20 protein-coding genes are annotated in these 23,830 nt (G+C 59.8%); 12 read left to right on the forward strand and 8 right to left on the reverse strand.

The window, feature by feature from the left end:
• Positions 1-12: 12 nt before the first annotated feature.
• Complete coding sequence (locus KQX66_RS08715; protein ID WP_216792071.1) at positions 13-375, reverse strand: VOC family protein; 363 nt, start codon at positions 373-375, stop codon at positions 13-15.
• A 125-nt stretch (positions 376-500) separates the two neighbouring features.
• Complete coding sequence (locus KQX66_RS08720; protein WP_253957019.1) at positions 501-1,916, reverse strand: aminotransferase-like domain-containing protein; 1,416 nt, start codon at positions 1,914-1,916, stop codon at positions 501-503.
• A 120-nt stretch (positions 1,917-2,036) separates the two neighbouring features.
• On the opposite strand from KQX66_RS08720, the gene KQX66_RS08725 reads away from it, so the two are divergent.
• Positions 2,037-2,459, forward strand: coding sequence for a GNAT family N-acetyltransferase (locus tag KQX66_RS08725; RefSeq protein WP_216792072.1), 423 nt, complete (start codon positions 2,037-2,039; stop codon positions 2,457-2,459).
• An 885-nt stretch (positions 2,460-3,344) separates the two neighbouring features.
• Here the strand turns inward: KQX66_RS08725 and KQX66_RS08730 are convergent.
• From KQX66_RS08730 to KQX66_RS08740, 3 genes are read right to left on the reverse strand one after another with little or no spacing between them, the layout of a single operon-like run.
• Complete coding sequence (locus KQX66_RS08730) at positions 3,345-4,022, reverse strand: DNA alkylation repair protein (RefSeq protein WP_216792073.1); 678 nt, start codon at positions 4,020-4,022, stop codon at positions 3,345-3,347.
• 25 nt (positions 4,023-4,047) lie between these two features.
• Entirely contained in the window at positions 4,048-4,515 is a 468-nt protein-coding gene (locus tag KQX66_RS08735) for a YdeI/OmpD-associated family protein (RefSeq protein ID WP_216792074.1), read from the reverse strand.
• 36 nt (positions 4,516-4,551) lie between these two features.
• Positions 4,552-5,736: an MFS transporter gene (locus KQX66_RS08740; protein WP_216792075.1), complete on the reverse strand. Its 1,185-nt coding sequence runs from the start codon at positions 5,734-5,736 to the stop codon at positions 4,552-4,554.
• 141 nt (positions 5,737-5,877) lie between these two features.
• Between KQX66_RS08740 and KQX66_RS08745 the strand changes: the two genes are divergently transcribed.
• On the forward strand, positions 5,878-7,779 hold the full coding sequence (locus KQX66_RS08745) for an ABC transporter substrate-binding protein (RefSeq protein WP_216792076.1): 1,902 nt from the start codon (positions 5,878-5,880) through the stop codon (positions 7,777-7,779).
• Between the two features lie 12 nt (positions 7,780-7,791).
• Here the strand turns inward: KQX66_RS08745 and KQX66_RS08750 are convergent, their stop codons facing one another.
• Positions 7,792-8,655 carry a polysaccharide deacetylase family protein gene (locus KQX66_RS08750; RefSeq protein ID WP_216792077.1) on the reverse strand — a complete coding sequence of 288 codons (864 nt, stop codon included), beginning with the start codon at positions 8,653-8,655 and terminating at the stop codon, positions 7,792-7,794.
• A 223-nt stretch (positions 8,656-8,878) separates the two neighbouring features.
• Between KQX66_RS08750 and KQX66_RS08755 the strand changes: the two genes are divergently transcribed.
• Positions 8,879-10,762: a 5'-nucleotidase C-terminal domain-containing protein gene (locus tag KQX66_RS08755; protein WP_216792078.1), complete on the forward strand. Its 1,884-nt coding sequence runs from the start codon at positions 8,879-8,881 to the stop codon at positions 10,760-10,762.
• Between the two features lie 92 nt (positions 10,763-10,854).
• Here the strand turns inward: KQX66_RS08755 and KQX66_RS08760 are convergent, their stop codons facing one another.
• A complete protein-coding gene (locus KQX66_RS08760; RefSeq protein ID WP_216792079.1) occupies positions 10,855-11,847 on the reverse strand; it encodes an acrylyl-CoA reductase family protein in 993 nt (330 codons plus the stop codon).
• A gap of 27 nt (positions 11,848-11,874) precedes the next feature.
• The gene (locus KQX66_RS08765; protein WP_216792161.1) at positions 11,875-12,777 is read right to left on the reverse strand and encodes a LysR family transcriptional regulator; all 903 of its coding nucleotides are present in this window, start codon (positions 12,775-12,777) and stop codon (positions 11,875-11,877) included.
• Positions 12,778-12,886: 109 nt separating this feature from the next.
• Here KQX66_RS08765 and KQX66_RS08770 point away from each other — a divergent pair, with 109 nt between their 5' ends.
• The 9 genes from KQX66_RS08770 to KQX66_RS08810 all read left to right on the forward strand — a co-directional run bounded on the left by KQX66_RS08770 (position 12,887) and on the right by KQX66_RS08810 (position 23,751).
• Positions 12,887-13,258, forward strand: coding sequence for a CidA/LrgA family holin-like protein (locus KQX66_RS08770; protein WP_216792080.1), 372 nt, complete (start codon positions 12,887-12,889; stop codon positions 13,256-13,258).
• Positions 13,255-13,935: an LrgB family protein gene (locus tag KQX66_RS08775; RefSeq protein WP_216792081.1), complete on the forward strand. Its 681-nt coding sequence runs from the start codon at positions 13,255-13,257 to the stop codon at positions 13,933-13,935. The genes KQX66_RS08770 and KQX66_RS08775 overlap by 4 nt, the downstream gene beginning before the upstream one ends.
• A 350-nt stretch (positions 13,936-14,285) precedes the next feature.
• A complete protein-coding gene (locus tag KQX66_RS08780; protein ID WP_216792082.1) occupies positions 14,286-15,281 on the forward strand; it encodes a thiamine pyrophosphate-dependent dehydrogenase E1 component subunit alpha in 996 nt (331 codons plus the stop codon).
• Positions 15,282-15,303: 22 nt separating this feature from the next.
• The gene (locus KQX66_RS08785) at positions 15,304-16,338 is read left to right on the forward strand and encodes an alpha-ketoacid dehydrogenase subunit beta (protein ID WP_216792083.1); all 1,035 of its coding nucleotides are present in this window, start codon (positions 15,304-15,306) and stop codon (positions 16,336-16,338) included.
• 34 nt (positions 16,339-16,372) lie between these two features.
• A complete protein-coding gene (locus KQX66_RS08790; RefSeq protein ID WP_216792084.1) occupies positions 16,373-17,674 on the forward strand; it encodes a dihydrolipoamide acetyltransferase family protein in 1,302 nt (433 codons plus the stop codon).
• Positions 17,675-17,692: 18 nt separating this feature from the next.
• On the forward strand, positions 17,693-19,072 hold the full coding sequence (lpdA, locus tag KQX66_RS08795; protein ID WP_216792085.1) for a dihydrolipoyl dehydrogenase: 1,380 nt from the start codon (positions 17,693-17,695) through the stop codon (positions 19,070-19,072).
• Positions 19,073-19,084: 12 nt separating this feature from the next.
• Positions 19,085-20,137: a 2,3-butanediol dehydrogenase gene (locus KQX66_RS08800; protein WP_216792086.1), complete on the forward strand. Its 1,053-nt coding sequence runs from the start codon at positions 19,085-19,087 to the stop codon at positions 20,135-20,137.
• Positions 20,138-20,286: 149 nt separating this feature from the next.
• The gene (locus KQX66_RS08805) at positions 20,287-22,161 is read left to right on the forward strand and encodes a sigma-54-dependent Fis family transcriptional regulator (RefSeq protein WP_216792087.1); all 1,875 of its coding nucleotides are present in this window, start codon (positions 20,287-20,289) and stop codon (positions 22,159-22,161) included.
• Positions 22,162-22,362: 201 nt separating this feature from the next.
• Positions 22,363-23,751, forward strand: coding sequence for a DUF5050 domain-containing protein (locus KQX66_RS08810; protein WP_216792088.1), 1,389 nt, complete (start codon positions 22,363-22,365; stop codon positions 23,749-23,751).
• Positions 23,752-23,830: the final 79 nt, after the last annotated feature.

Raw genomic sequence — 23,830 nt, forward strand, 5'->3', positions numbered from 1 at the left:
GGTCTTTTTTTTCTAGCATTTGATCAAGAACGAATTGCCGTCCTCATCGAGGAAGGTAGCGAAGGTGCCCCATTGCATTTTTTGCAGCTCACCCTCGAAGGCGACGCCGTTCGCTTTCATCGTCTCGTACGTCTTCTCGACATCGTCGCAGGCGAATACGATGGACGGCTTTAGCTCGGCCCAGTTTTTCATCATGCTTTTCGGATAGAGCACCAGCGCGGATTCCGCTCCCTTCGGCGCAACCTCCAGCCAGCTCGCCCCCGGCATCATTTGGCGCTCGGCTACGACCTCGAAGCCGACCTTCTCCGTCCAGAACGCTTTCGCTTTTTGCTGGTCCTCGACATAAACGGCGGCCGTTGCCATTTTTTTAATCATGATTGTCCTCCTTCGCGTGGTTCAAGAGCTCCCACATTGATTGAAGTCTTTGGAAAAATAAACATAGTCGTAGTATCCGAAATGGGTCATGTATTCATGCAAAGCGACCGGCGTTATCTCCTCGTTTAGATCCAGTCGACGACCGGGTCCCATTGCAGCGGCGGCTTGCGGCGGCGCGCCTGCCCGATCCAGTCGGCGATGCGACGGATCGCTTCGTCGATCTGCGCTTCGTTCGCGCGCATGACGCTCAAGCGCAGGCCGTTGTCCTTCGCGAACGTGCGCAGATAGCTTCGCGCGGTGGGCAAGGCTACGACGTTCTGCTGCTTCAGCGCGGCCAGCAGATCGTCGGCTTCCAGCGGCGGCGGTACGAGCAGCCGGGCGAAGACGCCGCCGTCCGGCACATGCAAGCGGACCTCCTGCGGCAGGTAGCGAGCGGCGGCCGTGCGGAGCGCCTCTATCCGGGCGCGGTAATGCTCGCGCATCCGTGCAGCGTGGCGGTCGAACATGCCGCACGTCAAGTAAAGCTCGAGCGCCGCCTGGGACAAGGCGGATGTGCTCGAATCGGCGGAGGATTTGAACAGGCGGAACGTCTCCAGCAGCGGCTGCGGCAGGACGGCCGTGCCGAGCCGCAGGCCCGGCAGCGTTACTTTGGAGAAGCTTTTGACATAGATGACATGGCCGGAGCGGTTCAGGCTGTAGATCGGGTCCGCGCGGCGGTTCGTTTCCAGATCGGCCAAATAGTCGTCCTCCACGATGTAAACGTCGTAGCGCTCGGCCAGCCGCGCGATCGCCTGTTTTTGCTCCCGGCTCAGGCTCGTTCCCATCGGGTTGTGATACCGCGGCACGGTATAAAAAAATTTGATCGTGTTCGTCCGAAAATGCCGCTCCAGCTCGTCCAGATCGATTCCTTCGTCGGTGCGGACGATGCCGATGGCCGTGATGCCCAGCAGCTCCAGCGTGCGGAGCATGCCGAAGTAGGTGGGCTGCTCGACAAGAATGGCCGTCTTGCCGTTCGGAAAAGGCATGCTGGCCAGCATGTGAATCGCCTGCTGAGAGCCGGATACGACAGCGATCCGCTCCGGTTCGGCGAATACCTGCGTCGTGGTCAGATGCTTTTGCAGCGCCTGCCGGAGCGACATAAAGCCGAGCGGGTCCGAATACGAAAATAGCCGGTCCTGGTACCGGGCGATCGCTTGATTCAAGCAATGCTGGAAGTCCGCATACGGCATAACCGCCGGGTCCGGGGTCGCGGTGGCGAGATCGATGCGCTCCAACGGTTCGAAGGAGGAGGGTTGTTCTGAGCGGACGACGGCGTAATAGCCGCTTTTGGGAACCGAATAAATCAAGTGTTCCCGTTCCAGTTCGTCGTACGCGCGAATGGCCGTATTTTTGCTGCATCCGTATTGTACGGATACGTCGCGGATCGAAGGCAGCTTGGTGCCCGGCCGGATGGCGCCGGATGCGAGCTTGCGCTGGATGTCCGCTTTGATGGCTTCGAATTTGCAGCCCGTGCTCGTACTTATGTTCATATTTATGCTCAAGCGAGGAGTCCCCCTTTACTTTTGTACGGGTACAGATGGGAGAAATAAATAAGCCGGTATCATCTGTCTCCATTATACTGAACGACATGAACGAAACCAACATCTACAGGAGGGGTACAGATGGAATGGAAGCATAACACGCTGCCGTACCGCATTAACGATTGCCGGGAAGAGCTGCAGCCGGATGTGATTTATGCGCTTTTGCAGACAAGCTACTGGGCTGCGCACCGAAGCAAGGAGACGGTGCTGCGGAGCTTTGAAAATTCGCTCTGCTTCGGCCTTTACTATGGGGAGGCGCAGGTGGGCTTCATGCGGGTGGTGACGGATTACGCCACGTTCGCTTGGGTCTGCGACGTTATCGTGCACCCCGATCACCGGGGGCAGGGACTCGGCAAGTCGCTGATGCAGTTTCTGGTGGAGCATCCGGCGGTGCAAGGTACCCGGATGGTGCTTGGCACGAGAGACGCGCATGGGCTGTATGAGCAGTACGGCTTCGAGCGGCAGGAGCTGATGCGGCGGCCGATTCCGGGTGCGGCACAGTAAGGCGGGAGCGAGAGGACGATCCGACAGTGGCGGAGTGAGGCTGGAGCGGGAAGGACGATCCGACAGTGGCGGAGTAAGGCGGGAGCGGGGGAGGACGATCCGACAGTGGCGGAGTGAGGCTGGATCGGGGAGGACGATCCGGCAGTAGCGGAGTAAGGCGGGAGCGGGAGGCGTACGATCCGACAGCGGCGAAGTAAGGCGGGAGTGGGGAGGACGATCCGGCAGTGGCGGAGTGAGGCTGGATCGGGGAGGACGATCCGATAGTGGCGGAGTAAGGCGGGAGCGGGAGGCGTACGATCCGACAGCGGCGGAGTGAGGCTGGAACAGGAGGAGAGGGCAGTCCGAGGAGGGGAGCCTGATTATTTTAGTGCACTTCCCTCAGCACGAGTTGCGGCGCTGCAAACGTCGGGGGGCAGCCCTCATGATGTTTACGAGACCGGCCTTCATAAAGCTGTTCCGCTTGCTAAGTGTAGCCAAAGCGCGATGCGGATCATGATTTTCCCATTTAGGCATCCCAGTTCCTTTATATGGCCAGAGTTGAAGGGGATGCGGCAAGTAGCGGAACACAGATGCGTTACTCTTGTCGAATTTTATTAGTTCCACCTAAAAATGGGTGAATAACGAACGTGTGTTCCTCTATTTTGCCAAAATGCTTCACGATAGCGAAAATAAAGGAACCAGCGTTCCTCTATTTCCCAATAAGCTCCGCTCCTGCACAGGTTCTTCGGCGGTGTGGAGGTTTTCTTCCCGGGGATACATCTCGTCGCCCCCCATAGGGGGATCACCCGCTGCGCAGTGACGCAACGTGTATCGGGAAAGGTGCGCGTTGAGATAAAAAGGAGCGCTTCCCGTACGCGGAAATGTGCTCCTTACTTCGTGCGGCGGTCAGCGCTTCCGGCTCTTCGCCTTGGCGATGTAAACCGCCGCGTCCGGCGTCTTGCAGCCCGTATCGCCATGGTCGACCTCGACCTTGCCGATGCGGGCTGCGGCTGCCAAAGCCGCGGCTTCCAAAGCTTCGCTGCGCATCCCGATCGCGATCAGGGCGGCGTTCATCGCATCCCGGGCACGATTCGGGCTGGAATGGATGCGGGCTTCAATGCGCTCCAGTTGCCGGAGAAAATAGTCCTCGTCGAGCCCAAGCGTTTTGCTCTTCATGGCGGCGTGCGCCATCAGCTGCCAGCCGGCCCGTCCGACCCATTCCCGGTCTGAAGCCGTCCAGCGTTCTAGCAGCTCGGGAAGCAAGGGGGATTTACTTGCCAGATGGGTCACAAACACATCCGTCAAGCAGTAATAATCGATATCGTCCAGCCATTGCTCCAACTGCTCAAGCGTTCGGGTTTTCGGATCGGCGATCATGACGGCAAGCGTCCGGGCATCCGTATTTCCCGTGTTCCAGAGCTGTTCGGCCAAGGCGTCGTTCGTTTTAATCTCTTTTCTCAGCTTGTCCAGATTGCCGAAGCTGACTCCGAATAACGGCTCTTTGGCGCCGTGTTTTCCGTACACTTTACGGTTCTGCTCCGTGCCCAGCGCTTCAAGCCGGGCCATCATTTCCGCCAGTTCCATGCCGCATCCTCCTCCAAAGCGCCCGTTACCCCTTCGGTCTTTTTCCTTCCAGCACCATCGCTACGGCTTTCGCGATCCGGTTCGCCCGCGTTTCCGGCCGCTTGGCCGATTCGATCCAGTCCACGAACTCTTTCCGGTGCGAATAAGCCAGCTTGTCGAATCGGGCCGCGGCTTCTTCCGTTTGGCGAAGAGCGTCGGCCAGATCGCTAGGCACCTCGACGGTTCGCTCTTCCGTATCAAGCTCCATCGTCACCTGTACCGGATCGCCCGGCGCGACCCCGGCCTGATCGCGAATCGCTTTGCCTACGACCATGTAGTGGGTGCCGTTGCCGTGCGGCATCGCCGAGCTGCGGTACGGCACGCCGTTGACCGTTCCTTTCACTTTGATTTGTCCTTTGCTGCCGAAAACGGCCTCCACGGAAAAGGGCAGCGTGAAGTACGTCCACGTCCCTGTCCCTTCGGGCCGGTGCAGCACCGCTTCGAACTGCTGCATCTCGATTCGCTCCTTCGCACGTTCTTTTGCCGCACATTATAGCATACGCCATCGGCGATGAAAAATGAGCCAGGCTGCGGCGGTGAGCGCCATCAGCGCGGCGCAGGCGAAGCCGACGCCGGCGGGGCCGAACGCGCCCAGCAGGAAGGAGGCCAGCGGGCCGAGCGCGGCCCCGATATCGACGACGATCGTATACGTCGTCATGTACGCGACGGCGCGGCTGCCCGCGGCGGCGTCGGCGGCGAGCGTGTCCGAGAGCGTGGTGATGGCGGTATTCGCCAGCATCACCGCGAGCAGGACCACAAGCCAGAGGCCGAAGGGCAGCGGCAGCGCCAGCAGCGCGAAGGCGGCAGCCGCCAGACCGAGCGCGGCGAGGTACAGCGGCAGGCGGCCGCGGGGGCCGTCCGACAGTCTCCCGAACCAGGGAGACAGGAAGGGCGACCAGCCCCAGCGCAGCGCTTGCAGGACGCCGGCGACGGAGGCTGCGCCGAGCGTGAAGCCCGCAAGCGTGAGCGTGCCGTCGTCCGGCAGGCGGGCGGCGATCAGCGGGCTGAGGGCGACGAGTGCGGTCGCGAAGCCCGAAAGCAGCGGCAGCAGCGCTGCGGCAGTCAGCCGCGGCCGTCGGGGCACGGAATCGTCGCGCCGCGGCGAGGCGGATGGCGTGACGGTGGGCGGCACGAAGCGCCAGGCGAATGGCAAGCCGGCCAGCGTGACCGCGCCGAGCAGCAGCGCCACCGCGCGAACGCCGAGCAGGTCGGCGAGCAGGCCGCCGGCCAGCATCCCGACGAGGCTGCCGACGCCCATGATCCCGTTGTAGCGGCCGAGCAGCTGGCCGCGGTCCCCGCCGCCGCTGGCCTCCAGCACTGTGAGGTAGCCGCCGATGCGCAGCATCGACCAGGCTGCGCCCCACAAGGCCCGTGCCATGAGCAGCGGCACGAAGCCGTTGAAGAAGCCGAACGCCAGCGTCGTGGCGCAGGCCAGACCGACTGCGGCAAGCACGCCGGTTCGTTTCGGCAACCGGCTGTACAGCCAGCCGATCAGCGGGCCGAGCGGCAACCGGACGAAGCGGTTGACCGACAGCAAGACGCCAACCTGCCAGAGGGCCTCCAAGCCGTAATGCTGCCAGTACACCGGAAGCACGATATAGAGCATCGAGTCGCCAAGCAGACAGACCGCCGTTACCCAAGCGATTGCGCGGACGGATGGACCGTGTGCTTTCATTTCAAACAGCCCCTTTTCAAGCATTGACGTAACTCTAATTGTAAATGGAAAAAGGGGAATAAAAAGTGTAAACTGGGAGCAGAAATTTCCCCTTTTGGTTCGTGAAAACACGATCAAACGGAGGAAGGAGAACGGAACGCGATGCGGCTGGAAGAGCATTACTTGAAGCTGTACCGGGGGCTGCATCCCCGGGGCTTGGAAGGCGGAACGGAAGCGACGCTGGCGGAACTGGCCGGACTGCTCCACTGCACCGAGCGCAACGTAAAGCTGCTGCTGCGGGGGATGCAGACGCGCGATTGGATCAGGTGGGAGCCGGGCCGCGGACGCGGCAACCGTTCGCGTCTGGAGCTGCGGGCGGAGCCCGACAGACTGCTGCTGGAGCAGGTGAAGGAACGGCTCGCCCAGGGACGGCTTCGCGAGGCCGTGGCTTTGGCGGAGCAGGGCACGGATACGCCGGACGGCCGCAGACAGCTCGAGGAGCTGCTGCAGGAGGAGTTCGGCTACCGCAGGGAACCGTCGCCGGACGAGAAGCAGGGACCCATGGAGGTGCTCCGCTTCCCGGCCTACCGGCAGCTTGGCTCGCTGGACCCGGCTTATGCGACGCGGCGGACGGAGCTGCATATGATCAGGCAGCTGTTCGATACGTTGGTGAGGTACGACCGGGAGACAGACCGTTTTTTGCCGGGGCTGGCCCATCACTGGGAGCGGGTGGCAGACGAGGGAGGCCCGGAGCGCTGGATATTCGCGCTGCAAAAGCATGTGCGCTTCCACAACGGCAAACCGCTCACGGCCCGGGATACCGCCTACACCTTGGAGCGGCTGCGCGGTGCCGGTCAGCCGCATGCGAATTCGCCCTATGGGCCGCTGTACGAAGGGCTCGAAGCCGTCGCGGCGTTAGACGATTTTCATCTGGAAATCCGGCTGCGGGAGCCGCTCGGCCCTTTGCTCGGGCTGCTGGCTTCCCCGGCGGCCTCCATCGTTCCGGCCGGGCTGACGGCGGACTTTGCTTTTCGGCCGGTCGGTACCGGACCGTTCCGCTTGGCGGAGCGGGAAAGCCGTTTCTTTGCGCTTGAGGCGTTTGCGGACTACTACAAGCGGAGGGCGCATTTGGACCGCGTGGAGATGTGGTGCTTGCCATCTACTTACGACGGTAATGAAGACTCGGAAGCCGAGGACGAAGCCGAGCTGGGCGGACTGAACTTTCGCCACTTCCGGCATTTTCGCCCTTACCGCGAAAGCGGAGAGAGCCGTTTGCAGGAACACTGGCTGGAGGAAACGAACATCGACCGGGGCTGCAAGTTTATTGCGTTGAACTGGCGTAGCGGCAGCTCCTCGCCTTGGTCGGACGCCGGACTGCGGGAACTGCTGGCCTTCGTGCTCCGAAACGGCTCGGTCCAATTAGACCTGGACGGCAACCGGGGGCCGCTGGCGAATCGTTTTATCCGGGACATGGAGGGGGATGACAACGCCACACCTCCTGCACCGGACTGCAAGGCTGGCCATAGCCCTGCGATAGCCTGCCATGCTGGCGGGACTCCGGCGGACAGGCTCGGGGAGCGGACGCTGCGGCTCGTCACGTACGCGGGGGCAGGCCACGAGCGGGATGCGGCGTGGCTGCAGCGGGCGCTCGCTCCGTACGGCGTTCGTCTGGAGCTTGCGTTTGTGCCGTACGAGGCTTTGTTCGAAGAGGAGACGCTCGCCGTGGCGGACTTGTACTCACTGGAGCAGCCGGTGCAAGAGGATGCGGAGTGGACGCTGCTCGCCCTGCTGGCTAACGCAAACAGCCCCGTGAGGCGGTGCTTGCCTCCGGAGCTGCGTGAAATGGCGAGCCGTCTGTGCGCCAAGCTTCCCGGGGAGCCTTCCCGCGCCCGCCGGTTAGCGCTGCTCGGCCGACTGGAAGAAACGATCCTGCGGGAGCGCGCCGTCATCCTGTGGTACCGCTGGCAGCAGTCGGCCTCGTACCCGCCGGGACTGCGGGACGTCTCGATCAGCTCGCTCGGCTGGGTCGACTACCGCAAGCTGTGGTTCGACGGCCGCCGCTAAACCAGCCTGCCTTTAGCGGCTCAACCAGGACAGCTGCGTCTTCACGGCGCGGCGCATGATCGTGCGGTGCAGCTTTTCCGGCGTAATGCTCGGGTTGCCGGCATTGATGCGCGGAATTTGCATCACGTCGTCCTTTTGCGTCACCATGCCGCTTTTCACCGTAAACGCGTAGCGAATTCCGGCCTGCCGGACCAGCTCCGATGCCTGCTGATCGTACATGCCGTAAGGGTAGGCGTACATATCGACTTCCTGCAAATGAAGGGCGTGGAGCCGGCTGGCGCAAGCCCGGGTATCTTTCAGAATCCGGTCGCCATATTCGGCAACCGTTTCAATTCGTCCCTCCGTATGCAGCAGGCTGGTGAGCAGCGGATTGCCGTCCACTTTTTGGTGCAGGTCGTGCGAATGACATTGAAAATCGATAAAGTCCGTTTCCGAGGCCATCTGCCGGATCTGCTCCTCGGATAAAGCCGTCAGGGCGGGCGCCTTCGGATCGGCCAAGTCCTTGGTCACGACAAAATTGACCGCCGGTATGCCAAGCTCCTTGAGCACAGGGTATCCGTACGTATAGAAGCTCTCGTAGCCGTCGTCGAACGTAACCAGCACCGATTGCCGGGGCACGTCCTTGCCGTTCATGAATTCGCGGAATTCCGAAAGCGTCAGAAAATGGTATCCTTTTTCCTTCAAAAAGCTGATTTGCTTGCGGAACAGCTCCGGCGTGATCGTGACGTTGCTTTGATCCGTATCGTCCAAATGATGATAGGCCAGCACCGCGACCTGATCCGCATACGGATAACTGCCCCATTGATAGACCGAACCGGCGATCACCCCGACTGCGATGCAGCCTGCGAGCAAGCCTTTTGCCAACCATCCAAACATATGCTGCAATCCCCTTTTTGCCAAAAATTAAGCATTTTCATTGTATGATACCAGTTGAAAAAACTCAATCTCTCGTTTTAAAGCTGGTGCAGGAATTGCCTTTCTGCGATCGAGCCGATTGAATTTACGAAAAATTTACACAGGGCAGAATTTCCACTTATATATCTGTGCTAAACTAAAAGGGACATGCCAAACTGGTTCAATTTGGGAGGAGAAGCTGCGAATGAAGGGTTGGAAAAAATGGATGTCCCCGGCGCTGGCTGCGCTTATGCTCGTATCGGCGGCAGCCCCGGCAGCGGCGGCGGAAACGTCGGCAGCGAACACCGGCGGCAAGAAGGGCACGACGAAAATTACGCTGTTCCATACGAACGATACGCATTCCCGGGTCGACGAGAGCAAGGAAGGGATCGGCTTCGCCAAAATGGCCGCGATGATCAAGGAGTATGCGAAAACGAACCCGAACTCGCTCGTGCTGGACGCCGGCGATACGTTCCACGGGCAAACGGTGGCGAATCTGGTGCGCGGCGAAAGCATCGTCAACATCATGAATGCCGTGGGGTACAACGCGATGGCTGCGGGCAACCACGATTTCAACTACGGCTACGAGCGGCTTAAGGAGCTGGCGGGCAAAGCCAAATTCCCCGTGCTGAGCGCCAATACGAAAAAAGCGGACGGTACCCGCATTTTAGAGCCTTACGTGATCAAGGAAGTGGACGGCATCAAGCTGGGCATTTTCGGCCTGACTACGCCTGAAACCGCTTATAAAACGCATCCGAACAACGTCGCGGGCCTCACCTTCACGGACCCTGCCGTCGAAGCGAAGGCGATTGTGGGCGAGCTGAAAGGCAAGGTCGACGTCATTATTGCGCTGACGCATCTCGGAGTGGACAAGTCCAGCATCGACACGAGCATCAAGGTGGCCGAGCAGGTGCCGGACATCGACGTCATCATCGACGGACACAGCCATACGAAGCTGGATACGGGCATGAAGGTCGGCAACGTGCTGATCGCCCAGACCGGCGAGTACCTTAAGCAATTCGGACGCGTCGACCTGACGTTCGAGAACGGAAAGCTGAAGGACAAGGTGTCCGGCCTGATTACGAAAAAAGCCGCCGACGAGGACAAGACACCGGGCGACGCGGCCGTTCTGGACATTATTAATTCCGTGAAAAAAGAGCAGGAGAAGGTGCTCCAGCAAAAAGTGGGCTCCACCTCCGTCAAGCTCGTTGGGGACCGCGAAGTTGTGCGCAAGGGCGAGTCGAACCTCGGCAACCTGATTGCCGACGCGATGATCGACGAGACGGGCGCCGACGTTGCCATCACGAACGGCGGCGGCATCCGCGATTCGATCGCCGCAGGTACGATTACGAAAGGGCAGGTCATTACCGTACTGCCGTTCGGCAACTACATTCAAACGAAAAAAGTGAAGGGCTCCGACATCGTCGCCGCTCTTGAGCATGGCGTATCCGCTTATCCGGAACCGCTGGGCGGCTTCCCGCAGGTCGGCGGCGTTACCTTCGAGCTCGACCCTGCGCAGCCGAAAGGCAAACGGGTATCCGCGGTCAAGGTCAAAGGCCAACCGATTGACCCGAACAAAACGTATCTGCTCGCGACGAACGACTTTATGGCCGCAGGCGGAGACGATTACAAGATGTTCAAGGACTACCCGCTCGCGGGCGACTATTCTTCGCTGGAAGAATCGCTGATCAAGTACTTCCAGAAGAAGGGCGAAGTGAACCCGCAGGTCGAAAGCCGCATCGCGGTCAAAAAGGCATCCGACACGGTAACGCCACCGGGACCACCGGCGCCAACAGTACCGGCTCCTCCGGCTCCGCCGGCCGAGCAGACGTCCAAGCCAGTGCCAGCACCGGCTCCGGCCGTTCCTGCACCGACAACGCCTGCACCAGCACCAGAAGCTGCAAAGCCCGCCCCGGCGGCTCCAGCGGCGACGGACGGCGTGGTGTACATCGTGAAGTCCGGCGATACGCTGTCGAAAATCGGCAGGAAGCACAACACCACGTGGCAGAAGCTGCAGGAGTTGAATCAGCTCAACAATCCTCATCTCATTTTCCCGGGTCAGAAAATCAAGCTTCCTGCTGCCGGATAATCCGCTTGCAGTTGGTGCTGCAGCCGTACAAAAAGCCCGACCGGATCGTGACCATCGACCGGTCGGGCTTTTTCACGTCTCTTGCCGAGCGCTTACTTCAGCTTCACAACGACCTTCCCGCGGACGCGGCTTTGCAGGATTTGCTGCAGGGCGTCCGACAGCTCGTCGAGCGTCGTTTCCGCATGGACCATCGCTTCGAGCCGCGGCGGCTTCAGATCCGAGGCCATCCGTTCCCAGAGCCGCTGCCGGAGTGGAAGCGGGCAGTAGGCGGAATCGATGCCGAGCAGGTTCACACCGCGGAGAATGAACGGGAACACGGCCCCCGTAAATTCGGGGCCGCCTGTCAGTCCGCTAAGCGCCACGGAGCCACCGCGGCGAACGGCGCTAAGAATATGCGGCAGCGCGGCTCCGCCCACCGGATCGACGGCGCCCGCCCACCGTTCCTTGGTCAAAGGCTTGACCGTTTCCGGATACAGCTCTTCCCGGTTGAGGATCGAACCGGCTCCCAATTGGCGCAGGTAGTCATGCTCCTGCGCTTTTCCCGTGCTGGCTGTGACCTCGTACCCCAATCCCGCAAGCATGGAGACGGCGTGGCTTCCGACGCCGCCGGTCGCTCCGGTGACGAGCACAGGGCCGTTCTCGGGGCGCAAGCCGTTCTCTTCCATGCGGTGGACCGACAGTGCTGCCGTCAGTCCCGACGTGCCGAGGATCATCGCCTCGCGGTGGGTTAACCCTTTCGGCAGGGAGATCACCCAATCGGCGGGAACTCTCGCATATTCGCTAAACCCGCCGGAATGGCCGACGCCGAGCTCATAGCTCGTCGCCAGCACTTCGTCGCCTTCGCGAAACCGAGGATCGGTCGAAGCGGCTACCGTCCCCCCGAGATCGATCCCAGGCACGGTGGGATAGCTGCGGACCACCCGGCCCTTCGGGCTGGCCGCCAAGCCGTCCTTGTAATTGACGCCGGAGTAGGCGACCCGAATGAGCACCTCCCCTTCCGACAAATCGTCCAAGCTGAGAGATTGTATGCCTACCGAAAACTGATTCTCCGTTTTGTCCACGACGAGTGCACGAAATCGTTCCATAGTTACGTACCCCTTCCGAAAATGGATTTAAAGAGACGGCCTGCCTTGGTTCGTCAAATGCGCCTTCGAGAAGCGGACCCACTCCCGCGCGGCAAACGACAGGTAGCGGTCCTTCCGCCAAATCATGCCCAGATGCCATGGAATGGCCGGGTCGGTCAGCGTGACCGTGGCGACGCGGTTCGGGTCGAGCATGCCGCAGATGCTTTCGGGCAGCAGAGCGACGCCCATTCCCGCGGCGACCATTTCGTATATAAAATCCCACTGCGAGCTTTCGTACCAGATCCGGGGCCGGAAGCCGACACCGTCGCAAGCCTCGATAATCCGCTCGTGCAGCGCAAAGTCTTCCCGGAACAAAATGAAAGCTTCGTCCCGCAGCTCGGCCAGCCGGACTTCCTTCCTGCCCGCCAACGGATGTTCAGGAGGGAGCACGGCCCGCAGCCGTTCGTTTACGAACGAGTACGATTCGAAGACGTCCTCGTCCACCGGCAAAAGCACCACGCCGACGTCCAGCGTGCCGTCCTCTACCTTTTCTGCCAGCTTGACCGAGCCGTCCTCCTCCAGTTGGATCGTGAGCCCCGGATACGTGTCGCGAAACCGGCTTAGAATGCCGGGGAAAAATCTCGCGCCCGCCATCGGCGGCAGTCCGATCCGGATATGCCCTTTTTTGAAATTCGTCAAATCGCCGAGCTGCAGCTCCAGATGCTTGAACGAACGGACGACATCCTGCGCCTGACCGGCAATAAGCTGGCCGGCGTCGGTTAGCTCCAGCGTTTTGCCCGAGCGGACGAAGAGCGGGACGCCCAGCTCCTCCTCCAGATTTTTGACCGCCTTGCTGATCGTGGGCTGAGTAATGTGCAGCGCCTCGGCCGCTTTGGTGAAGCTGCTGTGCCGGATGATCTCCAGCACATACTCCAACTGCCTGATATCGATGCCCGGGTACCTCCTTCGCATAGACAATTGGAATGAAAGAAATTCGATATATTCATTTTACCTATGAAAGCAAGGGGTGTAAACTTTGGATGGAAAGGAGCTGTGCAACATGACGGCTTTTGTGAAAACTTTGGGGCAGGTGCTCTTTTTTGTGCTCGTTTCTTGGCTGCTGAACGGGCTGGCGGCTCTGCTTCATTTGCCGGTTCCAGGGAGCATTCTCGGGATCATTCTTGTATTTGTGCTGTTACAACTGAAAATCATCCGGATCGAATGGATCGATCTCGGGGCCAAATGGCTGTTGGCCGAAATGCTGCTGTTCTTCATCCCTGCGGCGGCCGGGATGATTCAATATCAGTCGCTGCTGCGGGATAACGGCTTGCCGATCATGCTCGTGCTGGTGAGCAGCCTGATCGTCGTCATGCTCTCGGCAGGGCTTGTGGCGCAAGCGATCGTGAAGCGGAAGGAGCGGACCCCGTCATGACCTGGCTCTCGCTCGTATTGCTGCTGTTCACCATGGCCGTCTATTACGGCATAAAAAGCTTGTATCGCAGGAAGCCTAAAATTTATCTATCCCCGCTGCTGCTGACGCCGGCGGTTGTCATCGTCCTGCTGCTGCAAGCGGACATTCCTTACGAGACTTACAACGCCGGGGCGCACTGGCTGACGGACATGATCGGACCTGCGACCATTGCTTTGGCTGTGCCGCTTTATAAAAATGTCGCCCTGCTGCGCAAATATGCCGTTGAAATTATGGCCAGCGTGCTGGTCGGCTCCGCGGCGGGAGTCGCGACCTCGGTGTGGATCGCCAAGGGGCTGCACCTCGACGTGAAGATTATCGACGGCCTGGTGCTACGCTCCACGACAACGCCTATTGCCATCGCCATCACGGATATGATCGGGGGCATCCCGGCCATGACGGCGCTGTTCGTGCTGGTTACGGGCTTGCTCGGCACGGTCGTCGGACCGCTGCTGATCCGGCTGTTCCACATCCGCAGCGGGGTGGCGCAGGGCGTGCTGCTCGGGACGAGCGCGCATACGGCCGGAACGACGACGGCGTTCGAATTCGGCGCCGTCTCCGGCACGGTGTCGAGCATTGCCATGCTCGTGACCGCACTTCTGACGCTGGTTGTTGTCCCTTGGCTAGTCCTGCTCCTGTAAAGCCGTCGAAGATTATTCGCGCTACTGTGAACATTCGAGGAAGAGCCGCACGCTCTTCCCCGAGCCCCATAATTTTTTCGATCCGGATTTAGCTTTTCTTCATCGCATCCCTCCTTCTCGAAATCAAAACTCCCAATTTCAGGATATTAACCCGCTGTAATCCAAATGAAGCGCAGATGAATAGGTGAACAAAAGTGGACAAAACGAGACGGTCGTCTCTTTGTGTCCACTTTTTCTTCTTCCTGCGGGCCCGTATTTCTGCGAGGATCAAGCGGTTTTTCCGTTGGCACGAATCTTGCAATACATTCCGGCGTGTGGACATTTTTTTACATCCAAAGGAGGAACACGGTATGGTTAACGCCGCGCAGGACAAGGGAACGGCCTTGAGCCGGGAAAAAGCAGGATGGATGTTTCAAAAAATGCTGGAAATCCGCAAGTTTGAGGATAAGGTGCATGAATTGTTCGCCCAAGGCCGGCTTCCGGGCTTCGTTCATCTGTACGCCGGGGAAGAGGCGGTAGCGGTCGGCGTATGCGCCCATCTGGACGACAAAGATAGCATCACCAGCACCCACCGCGGACACGGGCACTGCATCGCCAAAGGCTGCGAGCTGGACGGCATGATGGCGGAGCTGTTCGGGAAAATTACCGGGCTGTGCAAAGGGAAGGGCGGCTCGATGCATATCGCCGACCTGAACAAAGGCATGCTGGGCGCCAACGGCATCGTCGGCGGCGGCTATCCGCTGGCCTGCGGCTCCGCTTTGACCGCCAAATACAAGAAGACGAATGCGGTCAGCGTTTGCTTCTTCGGAGACGGCGCGAACAACCAGGGAACGTTCCACGAAGGCATCAATTTGGCCGCGATCTGGAAGCTGCCGGTCATTTTCGTTGCCGAAAATAACGGGTACGGCGAAGCGACGACGTTTGAATACGCCTCAAGCTGCAAAACCATCGCCGATCGTGCAATCGCTTACAATATTCCGGGCGTCCGAGTCGACGGCAAAGACGTACTTGCTGTTTACGAGGCGGCGGAGCAGGCTGTGCAGCGGGCGCGCCGTGGCGAGGGCCCGACGCTGATCGAATGCGTCACCTACCGCAATTACGGACATTTCGAGGGCGATGCCCAAAAATATAAAAAAGACTACGAACGAAAAGAGCATTTGCAGGAAAAAGACGCGATTGCCGGGTTCGAAACGTATCTGCTGGCCGAGGGCCTGTATACCGAGGCCGAGTTGGCGGACATGAAGGCTTCCGTGGAGCAAGCGGTGGAGAAGGCCGTCGAATTTTCCGAAAACAGCCCGTATCCGGACGCATCCGAGCTGCTGACGGACGTGTACGTATCTTACTAATTTCATTGGAGGAGGAACCGGCATGACAAGAAAAATCAGTATGTCTGCGGCGATCAACGAGGCGATGAAGCTGGCGATGCGCAAGGACGAAAATGTCATTTTGATGGGCGAGGACGTGGCCGGCGGGGCGGCCGTAGACCACTTGCAGGACGATGAAGCATGGGGCGGCGTGCTGGGCGTGACGAAAGGCATCGTGCAAGAGTTCGGCCGCGACCGGGTGCTGGATACGCCGATCACCGAGGCGGGATATATCGGCGCGGCGATGACGGCGGCTGCGACGGGTTTGCGCCCGATTGCGGAGCTGATGTTTAACGATTTTATCGGGAGCTGTCTGGATCAGGTGCTGAACCAAGGGGCCAAATTCCGCTACATGTTCGGAGGCAAGGCGCAGGTGCCGGTGACGATCCGTACGACGCACGGGGCCGGCTTCCGCGCGGCGGCCCAGCATTCGCAGAGCCTGTATGCGCTGTTCACCAGCATTCCCGGCATTAAAGTCGTCGTCCCTTCGACCCCTTACGATGCCAAGGGGCTGCTGCTGGCGTCCATCGAAGATAACGATCCGGTCATTTTCTTCGAGGATAAAACGCTGTATAACATGACCGGCGAGGTGCCCGAAGGCTACTATACGATTCCGCTCGGAAAAGCCGACATCAAGCGGGCCGGTTCGGATCTGACCATCGTGGCGATCGGCAAGCAGGTGCAGACGGCGCTGACGGCCGCCCGGCAGCTGTCGCAAAAAGGCATCGAAGCGGAAGTCGTCGATCCGCGCAGCCTGTCCCCGCTCGATGAGGATACGATTCTCGCTTCTGTGGCGAAGACGAACCGCCTGATCGTCATCGACGAGGCGAATCCGCGCTGCAGCATCGCGACGGATATCGCCGCCCTCGTCGCGGATAAGGCGTTCGACAGCCTGGATGCGCCGATCAAGCGGATCACCGCGCCGCATACGCCCGTGCCGTTCTCGCCGCCGCTGGAAGACATTTATTTGCCGACGCCGCAAAAGGTGCTGGAAGTCGTCGCCGAGCTGCTCGGCGACAAATCGCTGCTCGCCGTATAGACGGACCCAGACTAACCGGATAGGAGAGATCGCCATGGCTGTAGAAGTGGTCATGCCCAAGCTGGGCATGGCGATGAAGGAAGGATCGGTATCCCTCTGGCATAAGAAAGAGGGCGACCCTGTGACCAAAGGGGAAATCATCGCCAATATCGGCTCGGAAAAAATTGAAACGGATCTGGAAGCGCCTGCGGACGGCGTCCTGCTGAAGATCGCCGTTCCCGAAGGGGAGGGCGTGCCGCCGGGCACGGTCATCGGCTATATCGGTCAGCCCGGCGAGCAAGTCGGCGGCGTGGCCGCAGGGGCGGCGGCGGAGAGCGCAGCTCCAGAAGGCTCTCCGTCAGGCGGCGCAGTACCGGACGCGGCTCCGGCTGGAGGGTCAGCGCCTTCCGAAGCCCCTGCACACGGCAGGGATATCAAAATCTCCCCCGTCGCCCGCAAAATGGCGGAAGCGGCCGGGCTTGATATCGCGAAACTAACGGGAACGGGCCCGCAGGGACGAATTACAAAAGAGGACGTGGAGCATGCCATCGCTAACCCGCCTTCCACACCGGCTGCGCCTGCTTCTGCCGGGGAAGCAACTGCTTCATCCGATGGGGCAAGTGCAGCTCCGTCTGCTGCGACTGCCGTCCCGTCCGGCTTTACGGAGCATACGGAGCAAATTCCGGTCACCGGCATTCGAAAGGTTATCGCGGCGCGGATGCACGACAGCTTGCAGCAGAGCGCCCAGCTGACGCTGACGCTGCGGGCCGACGTCACCGATCTGCTCGCGCTGCAGAGGCAGATGAGCGAAACCGCGCAGCGGCAGCACGAGGTCAAGCTGACGGTGACCGATTTCATCTCCCGCGCCGTCGTCCTTTCGCTCAAGCGGCACAAGCAGATGAACAGTGCGTATATCGACGACCGTATCCACGTGTTCGACCACGTGCATTTGGGGATCGCCGTCGCTTTGGACAAGGGCTTGGTCGTTCCGGTCATCCGCCATGCGGACCGGTACTCCGTACTGGATCTGTCGCGCCAAATCAAGGCGCTGGCGCAGCAAGCGAGAAACGGCCAGCTCGGAAGCGACGCCCTTCAAGGCTCGACGTTTACGATCACGAACCTCGGCGCTTACGGCATCGATTATTTTACGCCGATTCTGAACACGCCCGAAGCGGGCATTCTCGGCGTCGGCTCCGTGGCGGAGATGCCGGTCTACAAGGGTGACAGCTTGCAGCGCCGGAGTCTGCTGCCGCTTAGCCTGACCTTCGACCACCGGGTATTGGACGGCGCGCCGGCCGCCGAGTTCCTGAGTGCGGTGAAGGACGCGCTGGAAGACCCGTACCGGCTTGTTTTGTAGGGGAGGAGACGGCATACCATGGAGACGATAGCCATTATCGGAGGAGGCCCTGCGGGGTATGTGGCGGCGATTGCCGCCGCCGGGCAGGGCAAGCACGTGACCTTGATCGAACAGAAGGAACTGGGAGGAACGTGCCTGAACGAAGGCTGCATGCCGACCAAATCGCTGCTGGAAAGCGCGGATACGCTGGATAAAGTCAAGCACGCCGGCCGGTTCGGCGTAGTGCTGCCCACGGACCGGGTCGAGGTCGATTGGAACGCGGTGCAGAGCTATAAGAACGGGATTGTGAGCAAGCTGGTGCAGGGCATCGGCTATTTGATGAAAAAAAATAAAATAAAAGTGCTGCGGGGACAGGCAAGCTTTGTCACGGACCGTAAGCTGCAAGTCTCGCAGGGAGACAAACATGAGGCCGTGGAAGCGGACCGCTTCATTATCGCCGCAGGCTCGGAGCCCGTCGCTCTGCCCTTTGCCCCCTTCGACGGGGAATGGATCATTCACAGCGGCCAGGCAATGTCGCTGTCTGCGGTTCCGGCTTCCCTGCTGATTATCGGCGGCGGCGTCATCGGCTGCGAGTTTGCAAGCATCTACAGCCGTCTCGGAAGCCGGGTGACTGTGGTCGAGATGGCCGACCAGCTGCTACCGGGCGAAGACGCGGACACGGCGGCCGTCCTGCAGCGGGAGCTGGAGAAAGCGGGCGTGAAGGTGTATACGTCCACTTCCGTGAAGCGGCTGCAGCCGGAGGAGAAGCTGGCGATTTTCGAAACCGAGAGCCGGGTCTTCGAAGGCACCGCCGACCGCGTGCTTGTCGCGATCGGGAGGAAACCGCGAACGGACGGGCTCGGCCTGGAAAACGCGGGGGTCCGGTATACGAAGCAGGGGATCGAAGTCAACGCGCATATGCAGACCAGCGTTCCCCATATTTATGCCTGCGGCGACGTTATCGGCGGCGTTCAGCTTGCGCATGTCGCTTTTCACGAGGGCACCGTCGCTGCGCTGCATGCTTCCGGAGCCGAGGCGAAGGTCAATTACCGGGCGGTTCCGCGCTGCATCTACACCTCCCCGGAAATCGCCGGGGTAGGCTTGACCGAGAAGCAGGCCAGAGAACGGTACGGCGACATTCGCGTCGGGGAATTTCCGTTCGCGGCTAACGGCAAGGCGCTGATTCTGGACGAACCGGTCGGCCGAGTGAAGGTGCTGACGGAGCCGCAATACCATGAAATTGTCGGCATTTCCATCGTCGGTCCGAAAGCGACGGAACTGATCGGCCAAGGCGCGGTTCTGCTGCACACCGAGATGACCGCCGATATGATGGAGCATTTTATCGCCGCCCATCCGACGTTGTCCGAAGCGGTTCACGAAGCGATTTTGGGCGCCATCGGCCACGCGGTACATGTTTAAGGAGGTCCACCGATGAAAGCAGCATTTTGGCATGGCATTCGCGATGTGCGTACGGAGGAAACGCCGGAACCGCCGGTCCGGCCGGGCATGGTCAACATTCGGGTCGAGTGGTGCGGCATCTGCGGAACGGATTTGCACGAGTATTTGGCCGGGCCGATCTTCATTCCCGATCAGCCCCATCCACTGACGAACGAACGGGCCCCGGTCATTCTGGGGCACGAGTTTGCCGGCGAAGTCGTCGCGGTCGGTCCGGGCGTGACGAAGGTGAAAATCGGGGACCGGGTAACGGTCGAGCCGATTCTCGCGTGCGGGACGTGCCTTCCTTGCCGGCAAGGTTTATACAACGTGTGCGATGCGCTAGGGTTCCACGGACTGAGCGGGGGCGGAGGCGGATTCAGCGAGATCACCTCGGTGAAAGAGAGCATGGTTCATAAGCTCCCGGGTACCATGACCTACGAGCAAGGCGCCATGGTGGAGCCCGCGGCCGTCGCCGTTCATGCCGTCCGGCAAAGCAGGCTTAAGGCCGGCGACACCTGCGTCGTCTACGGAGCGGGCCCTATCGGCCTGCTCGTTATCCAAGCCGCCCGCGCGGCAGGCGCGAGCCGGATTATTGCCGTCGAAATTTCCGAAGCCAGACAACGAACGGCGCTCGCGCTGGGCGCTCATCACGTCATCCACCCGTTAGAGGACAATGCGGTCGAAGCGGTGCACCGGCTCGTTCCCGGCGGCGTCGACGTCAGCTTCGAAGTCACCGGCATCGAAGTCTGCCTGAACGATGCGATCCGCAGTACGAAAACGGACGGTCAGACGGTCATTGTAAGCATCTGGGAAAAACCGGCGTCGATCGCTCCGAATACTCTCGTGCTGAAAGAGCGGGAGCTGAAAGGCGTGCTCGCGTACCGCAATATTTTCCCGGCCGTCATCTCGCTTATCTCGGAAGGGCGGCTGCGGGTGGATGAATTAATTACGAAGAAGATCCGGCTGGACCGTTTGGTCCCGGACGGCTTCGAGGAGCTGGTCGGCAGCAAGGAACAGATCAAAATTCTTGTCTCTCCCAAGCCCTGACGCTTATCCGTGCGGCGGATCTGAGACCGAGGTTTGATTGTAAGCGCTATCTTAATCGTTTATAATCAAAGTGACACGTTTCACGCTCGTACAGCCCTAGGCGGACTTTGAATTATATCGAACAATATACATTCAGGGGAGAGGGTCTTATGCTTGAAACCGCATTGAGTTTAAACATATGGGAGCGTTTCGTCAACGAAGGCGTTCTGGATGCGTCCCGGCTGAACAAACGAATCGTGGAATCCTGGTACCGTTCCCGGGATGCGCGCGTCAATCCTCATCTGGATAAAGGCCGCCTTGTTTTAACCAATGACCGGTTTCATTCCCAGAAAAAAAAGAACGCCCTGCTTCGGGATATGGCGCAGCCGCATCTGGAGCGCATGAACGGCTTCATCGACGACCTGGGCATGATCGCGCTTCTCATTGACCCGGAAGGCTACGTGCTGTCGATGACCGGGAACCTCCATGTCCGTCAAGAAGCGGGAAAAATCAACTTTGTCGAAGGCGTCCGCTGGACGGAGGGCGAGGTCGGCACGAATGCCATCGGCACCGCCCTGTTGGCCGGAGAGCCTCTCATGGTGACGGGGTCGGAGCATTATTCGATCGCTTCCCACCGCTGGAGCTGCTCGGCGGCTCCGATCCGCGGCGACGACGGCCAGATCATCGGCGTGCTCGATGTTTCCTGCCCGGTAGACCGCGCCCATCCTTATATGCTCGGCATGGTCACTTCGGTTGCGTATGCGATTGAACGCGATCTCAGCATACGGCTGCACAAGGACGAGATGGAGCTCGTCCGGCAAACCGCCGACCGGCTGGAAACCGATCAGCCTGTGGTCGTTTGCAGCAGTAAACAGACGCTCGTCTGCGCCAGCAGGGCGATCCGGCGGCGCATTCCGGCCTGGGCCGGCTTGAAAGCCGACGAACTGGCCGGGTTCGGGCTAGAGACACGGATAACCGTTCCGGTCCTGTCGGATTCGCACGGGGGGCTGATCGGCACCTGTGTCTATTTGCAAGAGACACCGTCAGCCGCCTCCAAACCGGTATATTTTCCGCAGTCGGTTGTGGGGAGAACGGTGGCGGAATCCTTTATCTTTCAAGGGGAGATGGGCACAAGCACGGCATTCGGGCAAACGCTCGATGACATGAAGCGGGTCGCTCCTACGGACGCCAGCGTCTGTATTCTGGGGGAGACCGGGACGGGCAAGGAGCTGATCGCCCAAGCGATCCACGAGAACAGCCCCCGCCGGACGGGGCCGTTCTTGGCCGTCAACTGCGGCGCGATCCCTAAGGAGCTGATGGAAAGCGAGCTGTTCGGCTATGCGGAAGGGGCTTTCACCGGAGCCCGGCGGAACGGATACAAAGGGAAGTTCGAGCAGGCGAACGGCGGAACGATTTTTCTCGATGAGATCGGGGAAATTCCGCTTTCCATGCAGGCGGCGCTGCTGCGGGTACTGCAGGAACGGAAAGTGACGCCTGTCGGGGGAACGCAGGAGGTCCCGCTCGATTTTCGGATGATTACGGCGACCCACCGCGATCTGCGGCAACTGGTGCAGGAAGGAAAATTTCGCGAGGATCTGTACTACCGGCTTCACGTGTATCCGGTCAAGGCGCCGCCGCTGCGCGAAAGAAAAGAAGATATTCCGCATCTTGTCCGCTTTTATTGCAGCCGGAAGGCTTGGGCGATATCGCTTCCGCAGCGCTTTTTCGACCGGTTAATGCAGTATGATTGGCCGGGTAATATCCGGGAGCTGATGAACGTCCTGGAACGGCTGCATATTACGACGCAGGGAGCGGATGCCGATCCGTGCGAAGCGTTGAGCCGGTTCGACGGCTTCCGTCCGCAGCCGGCTCTGCCGGACTCGATCCCAGACCCGCCAATGGCGCTGTCGCTGCGCGAGCAGGTCCAGATGGAGCAAATGACCGAAGCGCTGCAGCGGACCAAGGGCAACGTCACCGCAGCGGCCCAAATGCTGGGTGTTCCCCGGAGCACCTTTTACAAACGGCTGCAAAAATTCAATAAATAGCTGCGCCCGCAAATGCGAGGCGGTCTCCCACGAAGGAATGAAGCTTGGTGTGAGGCCGCTTTTCGTTTTGCGGCTGTACTTTTTCGCGGCGAAACAAATACGGTAATCTCTGCGTCTAGCACATAACAAACCTTTGATATCAAAAGGAGTCACCATGATTAGAAAAATAGGTTTTTCGCTGTTGGCTGCCGGCTGCTGTTTATGGCAGGCCAGCCGTCTTCTTATGCTGCCGCGGGAGCGCCATCCACTCCGACCGTGAAGGCCCCGGGCTTTCCCGTAACGGTGAACGGATCGGTCGTCGATAACAAACACAGCTTGTATCCGCTGCTGCTGTACCGCGATATTACGTATTTTCCGATGACGTGGAATTATACCCGGGCGCTCGGCATGACCACCGCTTGGGACCCGGTGAACGGACTTGCGATCGGGAAGCAGGAATCCTGCGAGCCTGTCGTCCGTCAGGACCTGACCTCTCAGGAGAACAGCGATAAAGGGATGAAGGCAACGCTCGTGCCTTTTCCGGTCAGTGTGAACGGCAAGTCGATCTCCAATGCAGAGGAGCAATACCCGCTCTTGCTTTTCCGAAACATTGTTTATTTTCCGATGACCTGGAACTATACCCATGATGCGTTCGGCTGGACGACGAGCTGGGACGCGACGAACGGCTTCGGTGTGCAAGCCTGCGAAAAAGTACCGGGCGCCGATGCCCGGCAAACCGCTGCGCTGAACCTTGCGAACGGCGGACAATTGGCCGTGCCGGGCGATTGGATCTATATGAACCCGGCGAACAAATACTATGGACCGAACAGTCTTGTCAAGATGAAGCTGGACGGCAGCGGGAAGCAGACGTTGTCGGAGGACAATGCGCTATCCATCAACGTCGTGGATGACTGGATTTATTATACGGCCCGTGATAAGGCGGCCGATAAAAACCTGGGCATTTTCAAAATGAAAACCGACGGCTCGCAGCGGACGCAGATCAGTTCGGCAGGGGCTTATTCCGTTTGGGTCCGGGATGGCTGGATTTATTACACTGCCGGCAACGGCTTGACGATCAACGGTATCCACAAGATGAAGACCGACGGGTCGGAGGATACGGTTATCGTCTCGGGAGAGGTCGGGGGCCGTTTTTACCTTGACGGGGACCTGATGTATTTCATGATGCCGGACAAGGAGCATGCGCCGGACAGCCTGTTCCAGATCAAAACCGACGGCGCCGGCAAGAAGAAGCTGCAGGATGAAGTGAATGCTGTAGCGGTCGTCGACGGTTGGGTTTATTATGCAACCGTCAGCGCGGGAAAGACTGGGATTTACAAGATGAGCGCGGACGGCACGGTGAACATTCCTCTGTACTCATCGGATCAACCGTTGAACGGCTTCCAATATCGGGACGGCTGGATTTACTTTATCCGCGGTTCCTTCGGAATCATGGGCTCGGCATCAATCGAGAAAATCCGCATCGACGGCACCGGACATACCGCTCTGGGCAACGCACGCGCTACCTCGCTGTATTTTGCAGGCGGTGATCTGTACTATCCGTCCGCTTTCGATGGGGATAACGAGCTTCGCAAGCTGGAGCCCGGCAAGTAACCCATACTCTCCTTAGGAGAAAAATAAAACCTCCACGATCACGTTTTGCCGTGATTTTGGAGGTTTTATCGTTCTTCCG

It is taken from the genome of Paenibacillus oleatilyticus, from assembly GCF_018998565.1.
Classification (GTDB): domain Bacteria; phylum Bacillota; class Bacilli; order Paenibacillales; family NBRC-103111; genus Paenibacillus_G; species Paenibacillus_G oleatilyticus.